Origin of the sequence: Agrobacterium sp. ST15.13.013 (assembly GCF_027956525.1) — a bacterium.
GTDB classification, from domain to species: Bacteria; Pseudomonadota; Alphaproteobacteria; order Rhizobiales; family Rhizobiaceae; genus Agrobacterium; species Agrobacterium salinitolerans.
The window spans coordinates 1-19,581 of record NZ_JAQKGP010000005.1 but is presented as its reverse complement, the minus strand read 5'-3'; the positions used below and the strand labels follow the sequence as shown (position 1 = coordinate 19,581).

Here is a 19,581-nt window from a genome sequence, read left to right as displayed (position 1 = left end):
CAGCGAAAGGCTTCACAATGGTGACGGTCAGACTCATTGGCGTCAGTGAAAAAAAGGACAAGCCGCCCCGCAGCTTTGCCCTGCCGCAGAAGCTTGTGTCCTATATTCAGTCCCTGCCACTTTTGCTGATCCTCGGCTTTTTCCTGGCTCTGCCGATCCTGATGATCGCCATCGTCAGCTTCTGGGACTACGACTTCGCCCAGATGTATCCCGATTTCGTCACCTTCAATTATAGCGAAACGTTAGGGTCCTGGGTCACCTGGCAGACCTATCTCAATACCCTGAAATATGCCGCCATGGTCTGGGCGATCACGCTTTTCTGCGGTTTCTGGGTGGCGTACTTCCTTGCGTTCCACATTCGCACCACCACCATGCAGATGGTGTTGTTCCTTGTCTGCACCGTGCCGTTCCTGACTTCGAACATCATCCGCATGATTTCATGGATTCCCGTTCTCGGGCGAAACGGTCTTGTTAACAGCGCATTGGTGGGTTCCGGCATCATTCCCGAGCCGATCGAATGGCTGCTTTATTCGGATTTCGCCGTGGTGCTGGCCATGGTGCATCTTTATACGCTGTTCATGGTCACGCCGATTTTCAACACGCTGATGCGTATCGATAAATCGCTGATCGAGGCGGCGCGTGATGCGGGCGCCACGGGATGGCAGACGCTCACCAACGTCATCATTCCTCTTGCCAAGCCCGGTATGGCCATCGGCAGCATCTTCGTCGTCACCCTGGTCATGGCGGATTTCTCGACGGTTCAAGTCATGTCCGGCGGCCAGAGCGCCTCGGTGGCGCTGATGATGAAGAACCAGATGTCGCTGCTGCAATATCCGGCTGCTGCGGCGAACGCCGTCATCCTGCTCATCCTCGTTCTTCTGATGGTCGCGGGCATTCTGCGCATCGTAGATATCCGCAAGGAGCTTTGATCCCATGCATCAGGAAAAACGCGGCCGCGAATTCTACATCCTCGCCTTCTTTTTCGTCCTCTTCGTGCTGTTTCTCTACGGCCCGCTGTCGGCCATCCTCATCCTCGCCTTTCAGGGGCCGAATGGCGGCCTGACTTTCCCGCTGAACGGCGTTTCGCTGCACTGGTTCGGCAATCTCTTCGAACAGCAGGCTGTCGGAGATTTCGGCGGCTCCTTCCGGCGCTCATTCGCACTTGGCCTGATGGTCATGGCCGTTACCGTGCTGGTCTCGCTGCTGGCGGGCCTTGCCTTCCGGCGCAAATTCATCGGCGCGACGCCGCTATTTTATCTGTCGGTCGCAAGCCTCGTGGTGCCGTCGATCATCATATCGCTCGGCATCGGTGTTCTATTCCAGCAGCTTGGGCTGGAACCTTCATGGTATACATCAGCTTTCGGCGCGCATCTCACCTGGACGCTGCCCTTCGGCGTTCTCATCATGCTCGCCGTCTTCAACCGGTTTTCGCCGTCCTATGAGGAAGCGGCCCGGGATCTCGGCGCTTCCTCCTGGCAGACCTTCGCCCATGTGGTGCTGCCGATGATCGCGCCGAGCCTGATCGGCGTCGGCCTTTTCGGCTTCACGCTTTCTTATGACGAGTTCGCCCGCACATTGATGACGTCAGGCACTTACAACACGCTGCCGCTGGAAATCTACGGCATGACCACCAATGTCACAACGCCGGTGCTTTACGCGCTCGGTGCTGTCACAACCCTGTTTTCTTTCCTGGTGATCGCGGCCACGCTCGGCCTGATCGTCACGCTCAATCGCCGCCGTTCACGCGGATAAAGTAACGTCAAATGCGCATTCTCGTCATCAATCCCAACACCACGCAATCCATGACCGCGACCATTGCCGACGCCGCGATGCGTATAGCCGGCCGCGATACGGACATATTGGCCGTCACCTCCTCCATGGGGCCTGTCTCCATCGAAGGTTATTACGACGAGGTTTTCGCCGTGCCCGGCCTTTTGCTGGAGCTGGCAAAGGCGCCGACGCTTGGAGCCGACGCCGCGATCATCGCCTGTTTCGACGATACCGGGCTCGATGCGGCCCGCGCGCTCGCCGATATTCCGGTTATCGGCATCTGCGAGGCGGCGGTCTCCGCTACCGCCTTCATCGCGCAGAAATTCACCATCGTTACGACGATGGAGCGCTCGCGGCTGCCGCTGGAACATCTCGTCCATCGTTATGGCATGTCCGCCCGCTGCAATGTGCGCGCCGCCGATATTCCTGTCCTGTCGCTGGAAGATCCCGCCTCGAACGCCCGTGAAAGGCTGCGCGCGGAAATCGCGCTGGCCCTGAAAGAGGACAGGGCGGAGGCGATCGTGCTCGGCTGCGCCGGCATGGCGGATCTTGCCGCCGAACTCCGCGATGAGTTCGGCGTGCCGGTTGTCGATGGCGTTGCGGCGGCCGTCAAGCAGGCGGAATCGCTGGTGTCCATGGGGTTGTCCACCGCCAAGCGCGGCGCTTATGCCACGCCGCTCGCCAAGCCCTATCGCGGCTTGCTGGAGGCATTCCAGCCGGACAGGCTTTCGGGGGCATCCGCGGACAGTGGAGACGTTCTCACTGCCTCCGTCCATAAAACGACGAAGGCGAGCTGATAGGCCAGATCGCGCTGGACGTTCTGCAATGCCAGGTCGCTCAGAACTATTCTGGGTCCGTTTCTTTTCAAGATTTTCAACCGTTCGGCCCTGGCGAGTATGGCCGTGACATGAGCGCGGCTGACCCCATAGGCGCGCGCCGTCGCCTTGCGGGAGAACACGCAACCTGTTGCATCGCACGCGTCCGCTTTCGCGGCGGACAGCAGGTCCAGCAAGATCAGGAAACCCGGCGCATGCCCAAGAAACATCCGTACTTCCTCTGAGAGAAAAGGCAAATCCTGCGCGTGCCGCACAAGCCAGCTCACACCGTCGACAAGCACGCCGGTTCCGATGGCTTCCTCCGCAGGCGTTTCCGTTGCCGGGAGGGTTTGCCACGGCGAGGCCGCGACGCGATAGGTGCTTGCAAGCGTCTCGATGGCCGAAATAATCCAGCCGTTTAGCGACCATGGCCGCTCGCGGTTATCGTCGCCGGGCGGGTGACGCTGCGCGGTATTTTCCAGCTCCAGCCAGTCGATCAACGCCCGTGTCCTGCGGCTGGAAGCCCAGCCGCGCGGAACGACGACTGCCTGCACCGCCGCCAGCGTAAATTGCCCGCCATGGACCGATGCGATGCCCACCGCGCACATGACAGTGGCGAATGCGCCGAAATCTCCAAGCGCGCGGACGAGGCGCTGCTCCTTTTTGAAGGCGGTCGATATGTGGCTGCAAAGATGGGCGACGGCATCACCGAAGGCATCGTCGTTCAGGATTCGGTTCGCAAGTAAGCCCAGCCTCTCTCGAAGCATGTCCGGCCGAGGTCGGGCGAAGTCCCTTTTCGGGTGCGTCTTTGAAGTTGGGGCGCCTGCTTTTCCGGATACCTTTCTCCCGTGGTTTTTTGTTATTCGCTACTTTATGGCGAATTCGAAAGCGTGAGTTCTGTTCGCTGACAACGGCCGCTTGGGGCAGGGGTGACAGCCGAAAGGTTCCGCTCCGGAAGATGCGTGCATTTTGTTGCACTCCCCCGAGGCTCTGTTGCGGGGTATTAAGAAATACTCTCATAAATTGAATGTTAAGGAGCGCGTTAAAATGTGTTCCCTTTTGAGACGGTTTGCGAGAGTGACGCTGAAAATGAAGTTATCGACTGTTTTTATTGCATAAATTAGTGAAGTCGTGGATGCGAAATCTTTTGTCTATTTGCCATGAATACAATCTTTGATGGTTGTTTTTTAGGCATTGACGACATCGTAAAAGATGCATCCGAAACCACATGACACCCGAATGTTACTGCCAGGTCTCTGGCGCGTTCGGCAGCGATGCCTGGCGGCGCGTAGAGCCCTTCATGCCCTTTATTCATCCCCGATTCTTCAGAGGAGGTTGAAATGATTCAACTTAAGCATGTTGTTTTTGCAGGCCTTGCGGCCTTCGCAATGAATTTCGATATCCCGTCCATGGGCCAGCCGACCCTTGCGAACGCGGCCACCCTCACCGCCGAGCAGACGGCGGCTTTCCAGTCGAAACTGGAACAGGCGGAAGCGAGCCGCGAGCTGCTCGGCCGTCGATCCGCGTGCCTGATGGAACATCTGACGGCGCAACAGCAGCTCAGCGCTGACCGCGAGAAGGCGCTGGGGCAGGCCATGTACCTGCAGATCGAACTGGAGCGGCAGGTGGTGCAGTCCGAAACCAGCGTGAAGGGCTACGAGGAGCTGGTCCAGTCCGAGAGCGAGAACGTCAGGGCGCGTCAGGCCACCTTCGAAAAAGCCCGGAAGGAAATGGACGAGCAGGCCAAGCGAGTAAAAATATGCAGCGGCGTCCTCTTCTTCCTGCCGGGAATTTGCCAGGCCGGCGACGCGGCGGTCAAGGCGCTGGGCTGGATGAATGATGCGGAGAGGGAATACCGGACCGCGCGGCCGCGTCTGGACAATGCCCGGGCGGCTCTTGAAGGCGTTCGCAACCAGCTCGAAAACAATCGCCGCCAGCTTGCGGCGGCACAGCAGAGCCACGCGGAAAACCAGAAAGCGGTGAAAACTCTGGAAGAGCAGATCACCAGGCTCAAGGCGGCGATCTCCACCATCAACGTCAAGGTTCAGGACTTCAACATTCAGGTCGCCAACTTCACCAGCGCTCTGAAGGAAGCGAGCGAGGTCAATCCTGACGACGCGAAAATACGTCAGGTTACGCGGCTGTCGACCGAGATCGACGGCCTGACCAAAGACGTGCCGCAGTTCATTTCCTCCACCGAGGCCGGGCTGCCTGACGACGCGAAGAAACAATGCGGATCGTGAACGATCACCCCCAATGACTCTCCGCAACCACCCATCAACAGGAGCATGAAAATGAACAATGTCGTGACTTTCGAGAGCCGGACCGCCCAGATCAACGGCGCAATCGACGCCGGCGTCGATGCGATCGTTTCGCAACCGAATTTCAGCCTTCCCAAGTCTGATACGGCGCTTGTCCGGTCCTATGTCGATAAAATCCAGGGAACCTATGATGTCGAGCGCGCCAAGCGCGACACCGACAATGCGATCGATCTGCTTTACATCGCCTATAACACCACGCCGCAGGAAAACGGCGATATTCGCGTCCGCATCAGCGCTATCATGAACAGGCTGATCACGTCGCAGCAGAAAAGCGAAATAGTCATGAAGAACGCGATGGCGGCGGCGACCCGTATCGGCCTGTCCATCGCCGATCTTTTCCCGGACTGGCTCGATGTCAGGGAAGAAAACGATCAGGCCGAAATCAAGGCATTCGTCTCCAACGATCTGATAAAGCTCGCAACGGGCATCCGGGATAGGGCGCTCAGCGTTCGAGACGAGCTTCTGGCCCTTGCTGCGACCTACGACGCCATCATCAGGGACACGGCGCAAACCACGGATATGAGCGAAACGGCCTTGAGCAAACGCCTCGCCGATAAAGCGGTGATGGAACGGGAAATCCGGGAGGCGGACGCACGACGGGAACAGCTTGAATCGCTTGTCAACGATCTCAAGGAACAGGTTGCGGCATTCGAAAAGAAGGCCCGGGAATATGAGCAGCGGGCCAATACGGCCGAGCAGCGTGCTTTTGTCATGTCGATTGTCCGGGTCGGCGCGCAGATGATTTCAAGCGCAATTCCCGCCATTGCCATGGTGGCAGGCGGTCCCGCCTCCATGCTGGCCTCGTCGGTTGGCGGCGCACTTTCAGGACAATCCAAGGCCGGACAGGATGCGGACGGGCAGGGCCAGGGTGGCGGCTCCCGCACCCCGTCAGGCGGCGGAAGCAAGGCCGATGCGGCCGCCAAGCAGAGCGAGCTTTCCGAAAAGAAAGCCGAGCTTCGCAAGAGCGAGGAAAAACGCGACGCTCTGAAGGGAGATGTCAAGTCGCTCGAGGACGCCAAGGCGAAGCTTGCGGACGACGCGGAAAGCGCCGACCCCAAATCGAGCAAGGCCATCGAGCTTGCCGAACTCGATAAACGTCTGGCTGCACGCGCCGCGGAACTCAAGGCGCAGGAAGAAAAGATCGCCGCTCAGCAAACGGTTGTTTCCAGTCTGCAGGCCTCGCTCGATGCTTTGGACAAGGGGCTGGGCAAGCTTTCCGAAGAGCAGCAGCAGCAGGCTGCCAGCCTGCGCGAAATCCAGATGCAGATGATCGACAAGGCGGAGGCCTATGAGAAGGAGCGCCGTACCCAGGCGGCAGAACTCATCAGGATCAACGCCCTCCTGAAGGGAAAGCAGGCAGAGGATGACAAGATCAAGCTTGCGGTGCAATCGCTCAATGTCAGCATTTCGGCGCTGAAACGCATGAAGGAAATCGTTGAAGAAATCGCCTTCTTCTTCAAGGGCTTCGCCGATTTCATGCAAGCGGTCGCAGATGATGCCCAGCATCAGATCACCGGCATTGAAAATGTCGCCGGGCAGGAGACGCTGCGAAAGAACCGCTTCGCGCAGCTCATCCGCTCCGTCGACGAGTTCTTCGTCAGGCAAACCGCCCAGTGGCACGCGGTGGTGATCGTCTCCGACCGCTTCAACCGCAGCTTTGCCGAAGGATGGTCGAAGCTGAACAAGTTGCAGGGCGGATATATCAAAAGTGACGATCTGCCGGCCTATCTGGCGGGTGTCGCGGAGAAGCTCTCGGCCATCGTCGCCGAACGCGAGGCCGCCGCGGACGCAAAAATCGCGTCGCTGCAAGCCTATCGTCAGGATCTGAGCAAGACCGCCTGATCCCCTGAGACCCTGCCGTTCCTTTTCCGGCTCGGCAGAAACCCATCCATGATCTCAGCCGGAATCGTCCCCCTCGGGCATGGGATCATGGGCAATGTCCTGCCGGCGCAGATGCCGGCAGGACGGCCGCCGAAACTTCGACATTCACCAAATCAACGACAGGCATCCGGCCGCCATCGAAGCGTTCCATGCCACGTCATTTTCAGAAAGGAGAAGACCATGCCTACAGTCAATAACCCTCCCGTTTTGGTGCCTCAGGACACCCCCGCCTGGTGCTTTGCCGCCGTCGAGCAGATGGTGCGGGCCTATTACGGGCTTCCCGCCGCCACCCAATACGAGATTGCAAGGCGCAACACCGAGGCGCTTGCGAGCGTCGATCCGCAGGTTCAGGAGCGCTGGGAGCTGGCGCAGGTTCTGGATCAATCCGCCGGCATCGATGAGCAGGGCGGTGCCAATGCAAACAGCAATGTCGTCAAGCTGGTTTCCAGCCAGTGGAACGCCTTCGATCACACCACGACGGGCGGCCACTTCGTCAATGGCCTGACAGCCGATACCGTCAGACACGAGATCGATAACAACCGCGTCTTCGTGATCGGAACGGAATACCACTATTACCTCGTCTACGGCTACACCGTGAACGGCAAGAATCTCGAACTTCATATTCTCGATCCATGGCCGGCAGGGCGAGGCGGCGCCAGAACCCGCATCGGCCTGCAGGAATTTCTGGCAATGCCGGCCCGCGTCGCCATCGCCTTCGGTTAGGCCGGCAAGCCGACCGCATTTCCCTCGATTGCCGGAGATATCCGGCGCCCCAATAACACAAAATCCCACCATGCGCTCCTGCACGTCGACGTCCGGGAACAGGTGGCCCATGTCCAAAAAGGAGATACACATGCCAATTCTCAGCAATTTCGTCGTCAAGCATATTCGGCCCTTCGGCGAAGCGGGCTATGATACTTTCAGCAACAATGCGCAGACCATCGAATTCTTCTCAAGCCTTGGGCTCGGTACAGGGGATATCGCCAATATCTTCGCCGCATGGCGCCTGGCGGCCCTGGCCGATCCCGTCGGCGAGAGCAATCTTCTCGTTGCGGCAGCGAATGCGCTGGCGCAGGCGCGATGGGAATATCTCTATGAGACGCAGATGAGCACGGTGCTTTTTCTCGACGATGTCCAGCTCGAATCCCTCAGCCATCTCGAGCCCGGGGCGAACCGCAACTTTTCGTGGCGATCCCCGACCCCCATCGCCGCCGCGGTGACTATTCATAACGGCAGCAACCGGCATCACATCATCTGGGATGCGACGGGCTTTTCCGGCGGCACCGATGAAAATGGCTGGATTTCGCACTTCACCGCATTGTTGCCCACCGAGCGATAGGCCCTTCGCCGGATAATCGCCAAACGACGCCGGAACGTTATCGCAACGTTCCGGCGTCAACGCCGTCAGTCCCTTCATATGCCTGTCATAATGTTATCTGATACCGAAACCGTTTTGAGGCTGATATGTGTTGACGACTAGCCGTTGCACGCAGGGAGTTCTTTGGTGAAATCGTCAACGCGAAGCATAGAGACCGAAGTGCACGGCCAGACACACGGCACGCCCGGCGAGGTTTTCGCGGCATTCCTGAAGCTCGGCGTTACCTCCTTCGGCGGCCCCATCGCCCATCTCGGTTACTTTCGCGATGAGCTCGTCGTGCGGCGCAAATGGATCGACGAGGCCGGTTATGCCGATCTCGTGGCGCTCTGCCAGTTTCTTCCCGGTCCTGCCTCCAGCCAGGTGGGGTTTGCGCTCGGGCTGCTGCGGGCAGGTCCGCTCGGTGCGCTGGCGGCCTGGACGGGTTTTACCCTGCCATCCGCCATTTTTCTGTTTTTCTTCGCCATGGTCGCCGCCTCCATCGAAGGGCCGGTCGGCGCCGGCCTCCTGCATGGGCTGAAAATCGTCGCCGTTGCCGTCGTGGCGCAGGCGGTCTGGGGCATGGCAAAAAGCCTTGCGCCGGATCGTGAGCGGGCCAGCATCGCGCTTGCCGGCATCGTCTGCGTCGTGTTTGTCGCCGGCGCCTTCGGGCAGATCCTGGCGCTTGCCGTCGGCGCGCTCGCCGGGCTTGTCTTCTGTCGTGCCGATGCCGCGCGTCAGGCCACCCATCTCGCCTTCCGGGTGCCGAAAAGTGCGGGATACATTGCGCTCGCCACCTTTGCCCTGCTTCTTGGCCTCCTGCCGCTCTTTGCGGCCGTCGCGGCTTCACAAGGCCTCTCCTTGTTCGATGCCTTTTATCGCGCCGGCGCGCTGGTTTTCGGCGGCGGCCATGTGGTGCTGCCGCTGCTGCAATCGGAAGTCGTCGCCACGGGCTGGGTTACGGAAAATGCCTTCATCGCCGGTTATGGCGCAACCCAGGCCGTGCCCGGTCCGCTCTTCACCTTCGCTGCCTATCTCGGTGCGGTGGTGGGGTCGCAGCCCAACGGTGTTACAGGCGCGGCGATCGCCCTTGTTGCGATCTTCCTGCCCGGCATGTTGCTGCTCGTCGGCGCGCTGCCCTTCTGGGAAGGGTTCCGCAAACACCTTCTGGCGCAGGCCGCCATGCGCGGCGCAAATGCCGCCGTCGTCGGCATTCTCGGTGCGGCACTTTACGATCCGGTGTGGACAAGCGCGATCTTCACGCCGAAGGATTTTACCCTTGCGCTCACCGGCTTCATCCTGCTGACGGTGTGGAAAACGCCGCCATGGGCCGTGGTCCTGCTCTGCGCGTCAGGCGGCGTTCTGCTTGCCTTAATGTGATAGGGCCGATCACGCAGCACTGATGGTCTCGAACAGCCAGTCGGTAAAGGCCTGCATGGCCGGTGTCGGCGGTTTCGATTGCAGTCGGGTCAGCCAATAGCTTCCAAGCGAGATGGTGACGGGGAAGGGTTGCATGATCGCGCCGGAGGCCAGATGCCGCGAAAACATCGATGGCGGCGCCAGCGCCACGCCCAGCCCCTGAAGCGCGGCCTCCATCATGCCCAGAGACGTGTCGAAGACGATACCGGCATTCACCTGTGCCGCAGGTATGACGCCGGCCGCCGCAAACCAGTTGCTCCATTCATCTGCTCGGTAGCTGCGCAACAGCGTCGCTTCCATCAGATCGGCCGGCTTTTTCAGTGTCTCCGCCAGTTTCGGCGTGCAAAGCGGTGAAAGTGGCGCCTCGAACAATCGGAAGGCATCCGTGCCATGCCAGGAGCCCTGGCCGAAACGAATGGCAAAATCCAGCCCTTCAGCCGCCATATCAACCCGGTTATTATTGGTGGAAACCCTGACATCGATGAAGGGATGCTGCTTTTGAAACGCCTTCAGCCGGGGCAGCAGCCAGCCCACGGCAAAGGTTCCCACAACACCCAGAAACAGCAATTCGCGCACCTGCCCGGCCTCGATCCGGTCAAGCGTCGTCGCCATCTGGTCGAAGGAGCTGGTTACCGTCGGCAGCAGGGCCTCGCCTTCGGCGGTAATCTTCAGGCCGCGCGGAAGCCGCTGAAAAAGCGAAACGCCAAGCCGCTTTTCCAGCCCTTTCACCTGCTGGCTCACAGCCGCCTGCGTCACACACAATTCGATGGCCGCGCGGGTGAAGCTCAGGTGTCGCGCCGATGCCTCAAAAGCCCGTAGGCCGTTCAGGGGGAGAAATTGCCGAACCATTCAAGACCTAGATTTTCTTGTGCCTCCTCCGAGATATCATGATTTGTTCGTGCAATGTAGGCCGGTTAAACGTCTTTCGCTGGGGATGGCAAACACGCCTAAAATCCACTCTAGGTTTTGGAGAACGCGAAAGATGAAACTCAACAGCAGACATGTCGCACTGGCGGCCTTGCTCTCGACGAGCCTGTTAACACAGGCTTTTGCCGCCGATGAGGCAAAGCTGAAAGCGATAACGGATGCCGCGATCAAACCGATCATGGAGAAAAACGGCATTCCGGGCCTTGCCGTTGGTATCAGTGTCGATGGTGAAAGCCACATCTTCACCTATGGCGTCATGTCCAAAAGCTCGGGCAAGCCGGTGACGGCGCAGACGCTTTTCGAACTCGGCTCCATTTCCAAAACTTTCACGGTCACCCTCAGCACCTATGCCGAAATGAATGGCCAGCTTTCGCTCTCGAGCAAGGTGGAAAATTATCTTCCCTCCATGAAGGGCAAGCCCTTCGGCGATGTCACGCTTATGCAACTCGGCACCCACACCGCCGGCGGCTTTCCGTTGCAGGTGCCGGATGCCGTCAAGACGGAACAGCAGTTGCTGGCCTATCTCAAGGCCTGGAAACCCTCATACAAGCCAGGAACGCACAGGACCTACGCCAATCCCAGCATCGGAATGCTCGGATACATCACGGCAAAGGCCATGGGCCAAAGCTTCGATGACGCCATGAAAGATACACTCTTCCCCGCTCTGGGCCTGAAGAACACCTTCACCGTGGTGCCCGAGGCAAAGATGGCCGACTACGCGCAGGGCTACAAGCGGACCGGCGAACCCGCCCGCATGACACCGGCCGTCCTCTCCTCGGAGGCCTACGGCGTCAGATCGACAGCGGCAGACATGATCCGCTTCGTCAATGCGAATATGGGACTGGAAAAGCTGGACGGAAAAATCCAGCAGGCGCTCATCAACACCCATACGGGATATTTCGGCGTCGGCGCCATGACGCAGGATATGGTCTGGGAACAATATGCCCATCCCGCGCAGCTGGAGACATTGCGAGAGTTGAATTCCGGCGCCCTGCTCAAGACTGTTCCGGTCTCTGAAATCTCGCCGCCTATGAAACCGCGCCAGGATGTCTTCATCAACAAGACCGGCTCCACCAATGGTTTTGGCGCTTATGTGGCGTTCATACCAAAGCAGAAATTGGGCATCGTCATTCTGGCCAATAAAAACTACCCCAATGAGGAGCGGGTTTCTGCGGCCTATGAAATCCTGACGGCGCTTGAAAAAGCGCAATAACGCCGTCCACCCGATCTTTTACCGGCGCGGGAGCTGATTGTTTCCGCGCCGGAAGCAACAGTGGGAAACAGCCCATAGCCGATGACAGGGACAGGCAATCGCGTTAACGGAGAAAAAGATGCGCCAGCTGCCGATTCGATCTCGGACGGTGGGCGCAAATCATAAAAAGCAAATTTTCTTGCGCGGTTGCGAACTGAAACGGGAAGGCCCCGGGAGGCGCGTGCCGGCTGTTTGCCAGGGGGCGATATGAGCGATACCGGTGGTTACTTTCCGCGCTGGAGACTGAAAACAGAAGGACGCATCCTGCCCGATGAGCGTCTGCCTGCGGGCCAGACCGCGGTGCTTGGTCTTCAGCATGTCGTTGCGATGTTCGGTTCCACGGTTCTTGCTCCGCTGATCATGGGGTTCGATCCGAACGTCTCGATCCTGTTTTCAGGCATTTCGACACTGATCTTCTTCATCGCCGTTGGCGGACGTGTGCCAAGCTATCTCGGCTCGTCCTTTGCGTTCATCGGGCCGGTGCTCGTGGCAACGGGGGCAGCCGCCGGGGCAGTCAGTCCCAATATCGCGCTGGCGCTCGGCGGTATCATCGCTGCCGGGGTGCTTTATGCGTTGATCGGCGTCATCGTCATGATCGCCGGTCATAACTGGATCGAAAAGCTGATGCCGCCAGTGCTGACGGGCGCGATCGTTGCGGCGATCGGTCTTGTCCTCGCACCAATTGCGATCGCAAGCGCCTCTGGCTCGGGCCCGGGCAACCCCGATGGCGACCAGCTGTCGCGCTGGATTGCAATCCTGACGGTCACATCGGTCGGTGCGATTGCAGTCTATGCGCCCGGCATGGCGCGCCGTCTTCCCATTCTTCTCGGCGGTGCGATTGCCTATCTCGCCTATCTCGTGCTTGCCAACGGCTTTGGCCTCGGCAAGCCCGTCGATTTCTCCGGCGTGGCGGCCACATCGTGGTTCGGATTGCCGACATTCACCGCACCGGTGTTTTCAGGATCGGCGATTGCGCTGATCGCGCCGGTCGTAGTCATTCTCGTGGCGGAAAATCTTGGGCATATCAAGGCGATAGGCGCGATGACCGGGCAGAACCTCGATCGTTATCTCGGCCGCGCCTTTATCGGTGACGGCATCGCGACGATGTTTTCAGGCGCTTTCGGCGGCACCGGCATGACGACCTATGCCGAAAACATGGGCGTCATGGCGATAACCCGCATTTTCTCGACACTCGTCTTCATCGTTGCTGCACTGGTCGCCATCATTCTCGGCTTCTCCCCGAAATTCGGTGCGCTCATTCAGACCATACCGGGACCCGTCATCGGCGGCCTGTCTGTCGTGGTCTTCGGTCTGATCGCGGCGACCGCAGGGCGCATCTGGGTGGAAAACAAGGTGGATTTCTCCGAACCCCGCAACCTCATTACCGTGGGTATCGCTCTGGTGCTGGGCGCTGGCAACTTCAAGCTCAATGTCGCCGGCTTCACGCTGGATGGTATCGGCACGGCGACAATCGGAGCGATTGCCTTTTACCACCTGCTTGGCCTTGGCAGACCGGAATCGGGCAAATGATGTCCGTCACCTGAACGTTTTCCATTCATAAAGTCAGCATTGGTTTTCCGTTGCTGCCATGCTGCCTGTCTTCGCCATTCCCTATCAAGGGGGCCGGCGTCCACTTTAGTGGGCGCCGGTCGGCCAATGCCTAGATCGCCGAATAATCCATGGCTCTGAGATCATCGAGCAGGCCCGGACCTTTCGGCGCCCAGCCCAGCTTTTCCCGTGTGAGGGCGCTGGAAGCCCTGAGGTCCATGGAGGCAAACAGGGCAAACCAGCCGAAATGGCCGGCAGCCTCTTCTTTGCCTATTGATAGCAGCGGTAGCCCCAGCCCCTCTGCAACGATCCCGGCAACATCGCGAACCACAACGCCTTCTTCCGCCACGGCATTATATCGAGCACCGCGTTCGCCTCGAGCGAGCGCCATCACATAGAGTTTCGCCACATCATCGACATGACCGGCCGACCAGCGATTGCCGCCGTCCTCGACATAGGTGACGATGCCTTTGTCTCGCGACATCTCGATATAGGGCGAGATGAGGCCCTGCTTTACCGTGTCATGCACCTGCGGAAGTCTGATGACGCCGAGATTGACGCCAGCCTGCAATTGCTCCTGTCCCGCGAGTTCAGAGGCGATGCGCGGGTTGAAATGATGTGTATCGAACACATTTTCCCGCGCAGGTTCGCCATTGCCGGGATCGCCCATGCCGACCGCGGAGGTGATGAGCATTGGCCGGTCGGAGCCAGCCAATACGGTACCGATCGCAGCGATCACCCGGCGATCCTTTTCGCAATTGGCGGCGAAATTCGCAAAATCATGATCGAATGCCGTGTGGATCACCGCATCGGCAGTTTCCGCACCCTGCGCTAGCCCTGCCGCATCTTCAAGCGTTGCAATATGTGCGGTGGCGCCGGCGGCCTCTAGCGCTCTTGCACCGGCCTCCGAGCGGGTGAGGCCAACCACCTCATGGCCGTCCGCCAACAGTTCACGAAGAATCCGCGAGCCGATGAACCCGGTCGCACCTGTCAGAAAAACACGCATAAAAATCTCCCGCGTTGACGGGAGAGGTGATCTCATGAAGAATTGTCCTGTTAAAGTAGTGACCTTATCATGGTATAATTCTCAACAGGCTGTGCCGGGGAATGCGATGACAGACAATGCGCTCAGTGCCTTCCTGCGTGATCGCCGTATGCGGCTTGATCCCGCGACGTTCGGTTTTGCCACCGGCCGCCGCCGCACACCGGGCCTGCGTCGGGAAGAGGTCGCTCAGCGCGCTAATATAAGCCCGACCTGGTATACCTGGCTGGAGCAGGGCCGGGGCGGTTCGCCCTCGGCGGATGTGCTGGATCGCATCGCCAAGGGATTGATGCTGACCGAGCCCGAACGCGACCACCTGCATATACTGGCCTTCGGCCATCCGCCCGAGCCGCGTTACCGTCAACCCGAGACCATAACGCCCCGGCTGCAGGGTGTGCTTGACGCTATGCCCTTCAGCCCCGCCATCATCAGAACGGCGACATGGGACGTTCTGGCGTGGAACCGGGCCGCCGCCCTCATCCTTACCGATTACAGCAAACTGGCGAGGGAGAACCGCAATATTCTGCGCCTGATCTTCTCAAATGACCGGGTGCGCACCGCGCAGGAGGACTGGCGCAATGTTGCCCGTTATGTCGTCGGCGCATTCCGGGCGGACGCCGCGCGCGCTGGCGCTGGCGCCGACGTCCGGCAACTGGTCGATGAGCTCTCGGCCGCCAGCGCCGAATTCAAGGCCATGTGGGACGACAACGAGGTCACAAGCATGCATGAAGGGCTCAAGCGCCTTCACCATCCCGTTCTCGGAACGATTGAATTGGAGTTTTCAAGCTTTGCGGTGGAGGGGCGCGGGGATCTCAACATGATGGTCTATAATCCTGCCAACCCGGAAATGAGCGACCGGTTTCGCTCGTTCATTGCAAAATCTCATTGATTCCGTCTCGCCGTTCTATTCGCCATCGGGGCGGTTCAAATGCGCTCACACCCATTCGGTTTTCGGCATCCACCGCAACATAGTCTAGCGGTTCAGGCCAGCACCGCGCGATATTTCCGTGCATTGGCCGCACATCGAAATCAAGCAGCTCGGCATGTGCCAAAGTCGTTGCACGTTCAGGCCTGGAGGTGAATGCCGGCCATGCTGTGAAATCACAATGCCTATTGCCCCACATAGCGCGCGCGGGGCCGGATGAGTTTATCGTCCAGCTTCTGTTCCAGAGCATGGGCAATCCAGCCGGTGGTCCGTGCGATGGAGAAGAGCGCCAGGGCCGAGCCACGCGGCAGCCCGAGATTGCGACGCAGGCTCACCAGCGCTACATCGCAGGTCGGCAACTGCCCGGTGGTGTCGTTCATCACTCGCAGAAGCTCAGCTCGCTTCGCATCCGATGGAAGATGGGGCAGGAGGCCCGCTGCCCGTGGATCACCGTCCGGGTAAAGCGGATGGTGAAAGCCCGGTATGGCTTCGCCGCGTCGAAGCCGTTCATCAATCACCCGTTCCACATCATCACGCCGTTCCAGCTCATCGAACAGGAGCTCGACGAGACTTGTCATGCCGCCATGCATGGGTCCGCTCAGCGCCGAAAGGCCTGCATTGAGACAAGCACCGAGCGAGGCGCCTGTGGAGGCGACAACGCGCGCAGCGAATGCGGAGGCATTCAACTCATGATCGGCCTGAAGCACGAGAGCGCGGCGGATGAGATCAGCGCCTGCCGCATCCGTCCTCCATACGTCAGCGAGAAACAGGTGAACCGGCTGCGTGCCCGGCTGGCCGAGGCTGCAGGCGCTGGCGACAGCTCGAAGTAGAACGGCGGCGCCGGACCAGAGACGATTGTTTTCGCGCCTCCACGCCGTCAGGCGGCCTGCTTCAACGAGAGGGAGAAGTGTTTGACACCGCTCCGTCAGCGGCAGGGTGCTGACATAATCAAGGATCGGCTGTGGCCATGGGGCAGGTGCGGCCTTCGTGTCATCGAAAGGGTTAGTCTCACCGCAATCCCACAGCAGACAGGCCACATCCTCCAGGGTCGCGGTTTGTGAAAGCACAAGCGCATCATGCCCCCGATAGCGCAGGCGTCCTTCCGTTATCTGCGTAATAGAGGATTCGAGAACCGGCAGCCCCCAGTCAAGCGCGGAAGCGGCAACCTGTCCGGGGCGTCGCCCAACGGTTTTCCTTTTCTTCAGCGCCTCGACATCATGGGTGCTGTAGAGCTTGCGACGCGGGTCACTTTCGGCTGCGCTCGTCTGGATCAAGCCACGGCTGACATAGGCATAAAGCGTTGCTCGGCTGATGCCGAGCTCGGAAGCCGCGCGGTCAGCGCTCATGTACTTGTCGTAAGGCTGCATTCCATATCTCATATTGATTATATCAATCAATATTGACCATATATATACAATGCCGCATCCTCAAGCGCATTCGTATTCAGATTGAGGAAAATTACATGTCCGCGATAGCAGCCTTGAGTGATAATAGGTCGGTGATCGGCCTCGATGATGTCGTCGCAGCCGAAACCGTTCTCAGCCATGTGGACGGGACGGCTGGTGAACTGATTATTCGCGGGCACCATCTTTCAAGTCTGGCGGGCTGGTCTTTTGAACAGGTTCTGGAGCTTCTATGGGCAGAGCAAGTCCCCCAGCCTGCGACGGCGCAGGACATTCGTTCTCAGCTGGGTTCTGCCCGGCAGCGGGCTTTCCAGCTGATCCAGCCGCTTCCTGACCTGTCACATCTTTCTTCCATAGAGGGCCTGCGCTTCTTGCTGTCCGCGTTGCCTGATGATGAAACGACTGCGCACCACATCATGGCCGTTGCGGCGGCGCCGGTCTTTGCCGCGGTCATCATCCGCGACAGGCAAGGGCTTCCGCCGATTGCACCCGATATCACGCTCGGCCATTCAGCGGATTTTCTGCGAATGATTTCCGATCTTCACCCTTCGCCGGAGAAGGTGCGCGCACTCGATACTTACCTCACGACGGTTTCCGATCATGGACTGAACGCCTCGACCTTTACGGCCCGCATTATTGCTTCGACAGACGCCGGAATGTTCTCAGCAGTGGTTGGTGCGCTGTGTGCGTTAAAGGGGCCTCTTCATGGTGGGGCGCCGGGTCCGGTGCTTGATATGCTGGATGCGATTGGCAGTGAGGCTGACATTCAAACATGGCTGGAGGATGCGCTTTCGCGCGGGGAGCGCCTCATGGGCTTTGGCCATCGGATCTATCGTGTCCGCGACCCTCGCGCCGACGTGCTGAAAGGCGCGGTGTCGGCTCTCAAGGATGGATCCAGCCGCATTGCCTTTGCCGGCAAAGTGGAGGCGGCGGCGCTCGCGCTCCTCAAGGAAAAGAAGCCGCTTCGGCCATTGCAGACAAATGTAGAGTTCTACACGGCGCTGGTGCTGGAGGCGTTGGGTTTTCCACGCGACAGCTTTACCAATGTCTTTGCCGCAGGTCGCATGGCAGGATGGACGGCGCATGTGCTGGAGCAGCAACGGACAGGGCGGCTCATTCGTCCGCAGTCCCGCTATGTCGGTCCATCGCCCGAGTGAGGCCTTTCGTCAGCAAAGATTGAGTGACGAAAGGCGGGACATCCCCTGATCTTTCACCCGTGCTCACATGGCGGTTTCGGGGTCGAATTTGTTCAAATCCTTCCGAGACAATGAGAAGTCCTGAAACTTTTTCGGGTGCGATGAGTTTAGTGCAGGAGCACTCGGCTCACGTTTCTCACTGCATAAAATCGCCGCTACGCGGAGGATTGATCGTCCTTTCGGAGGAGATACCGCATGAATTCCATCATCTATCTAGTTGGACTCGTCGTCGTTGTCCTGTTCATTCTCTCACTGCTGGGGCTACGCTGATGGTTGATCCAACGGGTATCGAAACGAATCCAAACCGCAGCTATGTGGACTGGCCAGCGATCTTCGCCGGTGCCGTCATCTCTTCGGGCGCCATGGCAGTCCTCACCGCATTTGCGGGCGGCCTAGGCCTGAGTTCGATCTCGGCCGACGATGGCGGCGACATCAGCACAGTCTGGCTCATCATAACCGCGCTCTTCGTCATCATTTCCATGGTCGGCTCCTACATGCTGGGTGGCTATATTGCCGGCCGCATGCGTCGGCCTGCCGGCGCTGCCGACAGGAACGAACTGACGGTCCGCGATGGTGTGAATGGCCTGGTCGTATGGGGGCTCGGAACGGTCGTCTCGGCATTTCTCGCGCTCGGCGTACTGTCCGGTGGCGCCAAAGCTGTTGGCAGCGTGGCGCAGACCGCCGTCGAGGCCACGGGTTCCGCAGTCGGCGGCGCCGTTCAGGGGGCTGGCCAAATGGCGGGCGGCATCATTTCCGGCGCTGGCAGTGCGGCCGGTGGTCTGGCGCAAGGAGCCGGTCAGGCTGCAGCACCCAGCATTGAGCAGATGCTTCCGCAGGGCCTGAGAACTAACCCGATCGACTATTTCACGGATACGCTACTGAGGACCGATACGCCCGCCACCCCTGTGACGGGTGAACAGAGCGCCAGTGACTATCAGCGCCAGATTAGCGGCATTCTCGGCAATCTGATGGCAACAGGCGAAATATCTGATGCCGACAAAACATGGCTCGCCAATCAGGTCGCTGCCCGCACAAGCATCAGCCAGACCGATGCGCAAACGCGCGTGAACCAGACGGTTGAACGTGTGCAGGCCGTCAGGGCGGAAGCGCAGAAGAAGGTCGATGAAGCGCAGAAGCAGCTCGAGACCGTGAAGGCTGAGGCGCAGAAGGCATTGGACGATGCCAAGACCAAGGCTGCGGATGCCGCAGAAAAAGCACGCGTCGCTGGTATTCTGACAGCATTCCTGCTGGCCGCTTCCGCGCTCGTTTCCGCTGCGGCTGCCTATATCGGCGCAGTACACGGCGGTCGCCACAGAGACGAAGGCCGCATCTGGGGTGGGCTAGCCTACCGCAAGTAACCAGAGCGACGGCAAGAAAATCGGCTGTTAAAAAAAGTCCTGCCCGGACCACATTCCGGGCAGGACTTACGTTTTAGGCATCTGGCGTCACAGACAGGATCAATCCCGACGCTGCAACAAGGCCAGAGCGACCGTGGATGCGGCCAGTATTGCGGTCAGCGCCAGCGGCGCAGTGGCGCCGTAGGAATCGACGATATAGCCGCCGAAGACCGCACCGATACTGATGGCCACCTGAAAGGAAACGACCATCAGGCTGCCTGCTGCCTCCAGAGCATCGGGTGCACCGCGGGAAAGATTGGTCGGCAGCACCACGGGCGCCATGCCGAAGGCAAGGCCCCAAAGCGCGACGAGCGCGAATGCGGCGCCGCTG

Annotated in this window: 18 protein-coding genes and 1 pseudogene; 14 read left to right on the top strand and 5 right to left on the bottom strand. The window is 59.5% G+C overall.

Annotated features, from left to right (window positions below):
- The first annotated feature begins 17 nt into the window (after positions 1-17).
- The 3 genes from PL597_RS06980 to PL597_RS06970 are packed head-to-tail and all read left to right on the top strand — an operon-like array spanning position 18 to position 2,567.
- On the top strand, positions 18-929 hold the full coding sequence (locus PL597_RS06980; RefSeq protein WP_077984166.1) for an ABC transporter permease: 912 nt from the start codon (positions 18-20) through the stop codon (positions 927-929).
- Between the two features lie 4 nt (positions 930-933).
- The gene (locus PL597_RS06975; RefSeq protein WP_142913935.1) at positions 934-1,752 is read left to right on the top strand and encodes an ABC transporter permease; all 819 of its coding nucleotides are present in this window, start codon (positions 934-936) and stop codon (positions 1,750-1,752) included.
- Positions 1,753-1,763: 11 nt separating this feature from the next.
- Positions 1,764-2,567: an aspartate/glutamate racemase family protein gene (locus PL597_RS06970; protein WP_271364833.1), complete on the top strand. Its 804-nt coding sequence runs from the start codon at positions 1,764-1,766 to the stop codon at positions 2,565-2,567.
- Here the strand turns inward: PL597_RS06970 and PL597_RS06965 are convergent.
- The gene (locus PL597_RS06965) at positions 2,459-3,085 is read right to left on the bottom strand and encodes a hypothetical protein (RefSeq protein WP_271364832.1); all 627 of its coding nucleotides are present in this window, start codon (positions 3,083-3,085) and stop codon (positions 2,459-2,461) included. The genes PL597_RS06970 and PL597_RS06965 overlap by 109 nt on opposite strands.
- Before the next feature lie 78 nt (positions 3,086-3,163).
- On the opposite strand from PL597_RS06965, the gene PL597_RS06960 reads away from it, so the two are divergent.
- The 6 genes from PL597_RS06960 (at position 3,164) to chrA (ending at position 9,521) form a co-directional block, all read left to right on the top strand.
- On the top strand, positions 3,164-3,331 hold the full coding sequence (locus PL597_RS06960) for a hypothetical protein (RefSeq protein ID WP_271364831.1): 168 nt from the start codon (positions 3,164-3,166) through the stop codon (positions 3,329-3,331).
- Positions 3,332-3,925: 594 nt separating this feature from the next.
- Positions 3,926-4,828 carry a hypothetical protein gene (locus PL597_RS06955; RefSeq protein WP_142913931.1) on the top strand — a complete coding sequence of 301 codons (903 nt, stop codon included), beginning with the start codon at positions 3,926-3,928 and terminating at the stop codon, positions 4,826-4,828.
- A gap of 51 nt (positions 4,829-4,879) precedes the next feature.
- Complete coding sequence (locus tag PL597_RS06950; protein WP_271364830.1) at positions 4,880-6,748, top strand: tyrosyl-tRNA deacylase; 1,869 nt, start codon at positions 4,880-4,882, stop codon at positions 6,746-6,748.
- Between the two features lie 219 nt (positions 6,749-6,967).
- Positions 6,968-7,510, top strand: coding sequence for a hypothetical protein (locus tag PL597_RS06945; RefSeq protein WP_142913929.1), 543 nt, complete (start codon positions 6,968-6,970; stop codon positions 7,508-7,510).
- A 130-nt stretch (positions 7,511-7,640) separates the two neighbouring features.
- Positions 7,641-8,126 carry a hypothetical protein gene (locus PL597_RS06940; RefSeq protein WP_269824044.1) on the top strand — a complete coding sequence of 162 codons (486 nt, stop codon included), beginning with the start codon at positions 7,641-7,643 and terminating at the stop codon, positions 8,124-8,126.
- A 165-nt stretch (positions 8,127-8,291) separates the two neighbouring features.
- Positions 8,292-9,521 carry a chromate efflux transporter gene (gene chrA / locus PL597_RS06935; RefSeq protein ID WP_271364829.1) on the top strand — a complete coding sequence of 410 codons (1,230 nt, stop codon included), beginning with the start codon at positions 8,292-8,294 and terminating at the stop codon, positions 9,519-9,521.
- Between the two features lie 9 nt (positions 9,522-9,530).
- On the opposite strand, the gene PL597_RS06930 is transcribed toward chrA, so the two are convergent.
- Positions 9,531-10,409, bottom strand: a complete 879-nt coding sequence (locus PL597_RS06930; protein ID WP_271364828.1) for a LysR substrate-binding domain-containing protein — start codon at positions 10,407-10,409, stop codon at positions 9,531-9,533.
- A gap of 133 nt (positions 10,410-10,542) precedes the next feature.
- On the opposite strand from PL597_RS06930, the gene ampC reads away from it, so the two are divergent.
- The gene (gene ampC / locus PL597_RS06925) at positions 10,543-11,700 is read left to right on the top strand and encodes a class C beta-lactamase (protein WP_271364827.1); all 1,158 of its coding nucleotides are present in this window, start codon (positions 10,543-10,545) and stop codon (positions 11,698-11,700) included.
- A 246-nt stretch (positions 11,701-11,946) separates the two neighbouring features.
- On the top strand, positions 11,947-13,269 hold the full coding sequence (locus PL597_RS06920; protein WP_271364826.1) for a solute carrier family 23 protein: 1,323 nt from the start codon (positions 11,947-11,949) through the stop codon (positions 13,267-13,269).
- Positions 13,270-13,399: 130 nt separating this feature from the next.
- Here the strand turns inward: PL597_RS06920 and PL597_RS06915 are convergent, their stop codons facing one another.
- Positions 13,400-14,293, bottom strand: coding sequence for an SDR family oxidoreductase (locus PL597_RS06915; RefSeq protein ID WP_271364825.1), 894 nt, complete (start codon positions 14,291-14,293; stop codon positions 13,400-13,402).
- Between the two features lie 106 nt (positions 14,294-14,399).
- Here PL597_RS06915 and PL597_RS06910 point away from each other — a divergent pair, with 106 nt between their 5' ends.
- Entirely contained in the window at positions 14,400-15,218 is an 819-nt protein-coding gene (locus tag PL597_RS06910; RefSeq protein WP_137412101.1) for a helix-turn-helix transcriptional regulator, read from the top strand.
- A 221-nt stretch (positions 15,219-15,439) separates the two neighbouring features.
- Here the strand turns inward: PL597_RS06910 and PL597_RS06905 are convergent, their stop codons facing one another.
- Positions 15,440-16,600: a citrate/2-methylcitrate synthase gene (locus tag PL597_RS06905; protein WP_271364824.1), complete on the bottom strand. Its 1,161-nt coding sequence runs from the start codon at positions 16,598-16,600 to the stop codon at positions 15,440-15,442.
- A 116-nt stretch (positions 16,601-16,716) separates the two neighbouring features.
- Between PL597_RS06905 and PL597_RS06900 the strand changes: the two genes are divergently transcribed.
- On the top strand, positions 16,717-17,814 hold the full coding sequence (locus PL597_RS06900; RefSeq protein WP_269826827.1) for a citrate synthase/methylcitrate synthase: 1,098 nt from the start codon (positions 16,717-16,719) through the stop codon (positions 17,812-17,814).
- Between the two features lie 308 nt (positions 17,815-18,122).
- On the top strand, positions 18,123-19,211 hold the full coding sequence (locus PL597_RS06895; RefSeq protein ID WP_269824037.1) for a hypothetical protein: 1,089 nt from the start codon (positions 18,123-18,125) through the stop codon (positions 19,209-19,211).
- Between the two features lie 99 nt (positions 19,212-19,310).
- Here the strand turns inward: PL597_RS06895 and PL597_RS06890 are convergent.
- Positions 19,311-19,581 (bottom strand): annotated as a pseudogene (locus PL597_RS06890) (MFS transporter); the annotation flags it as partial.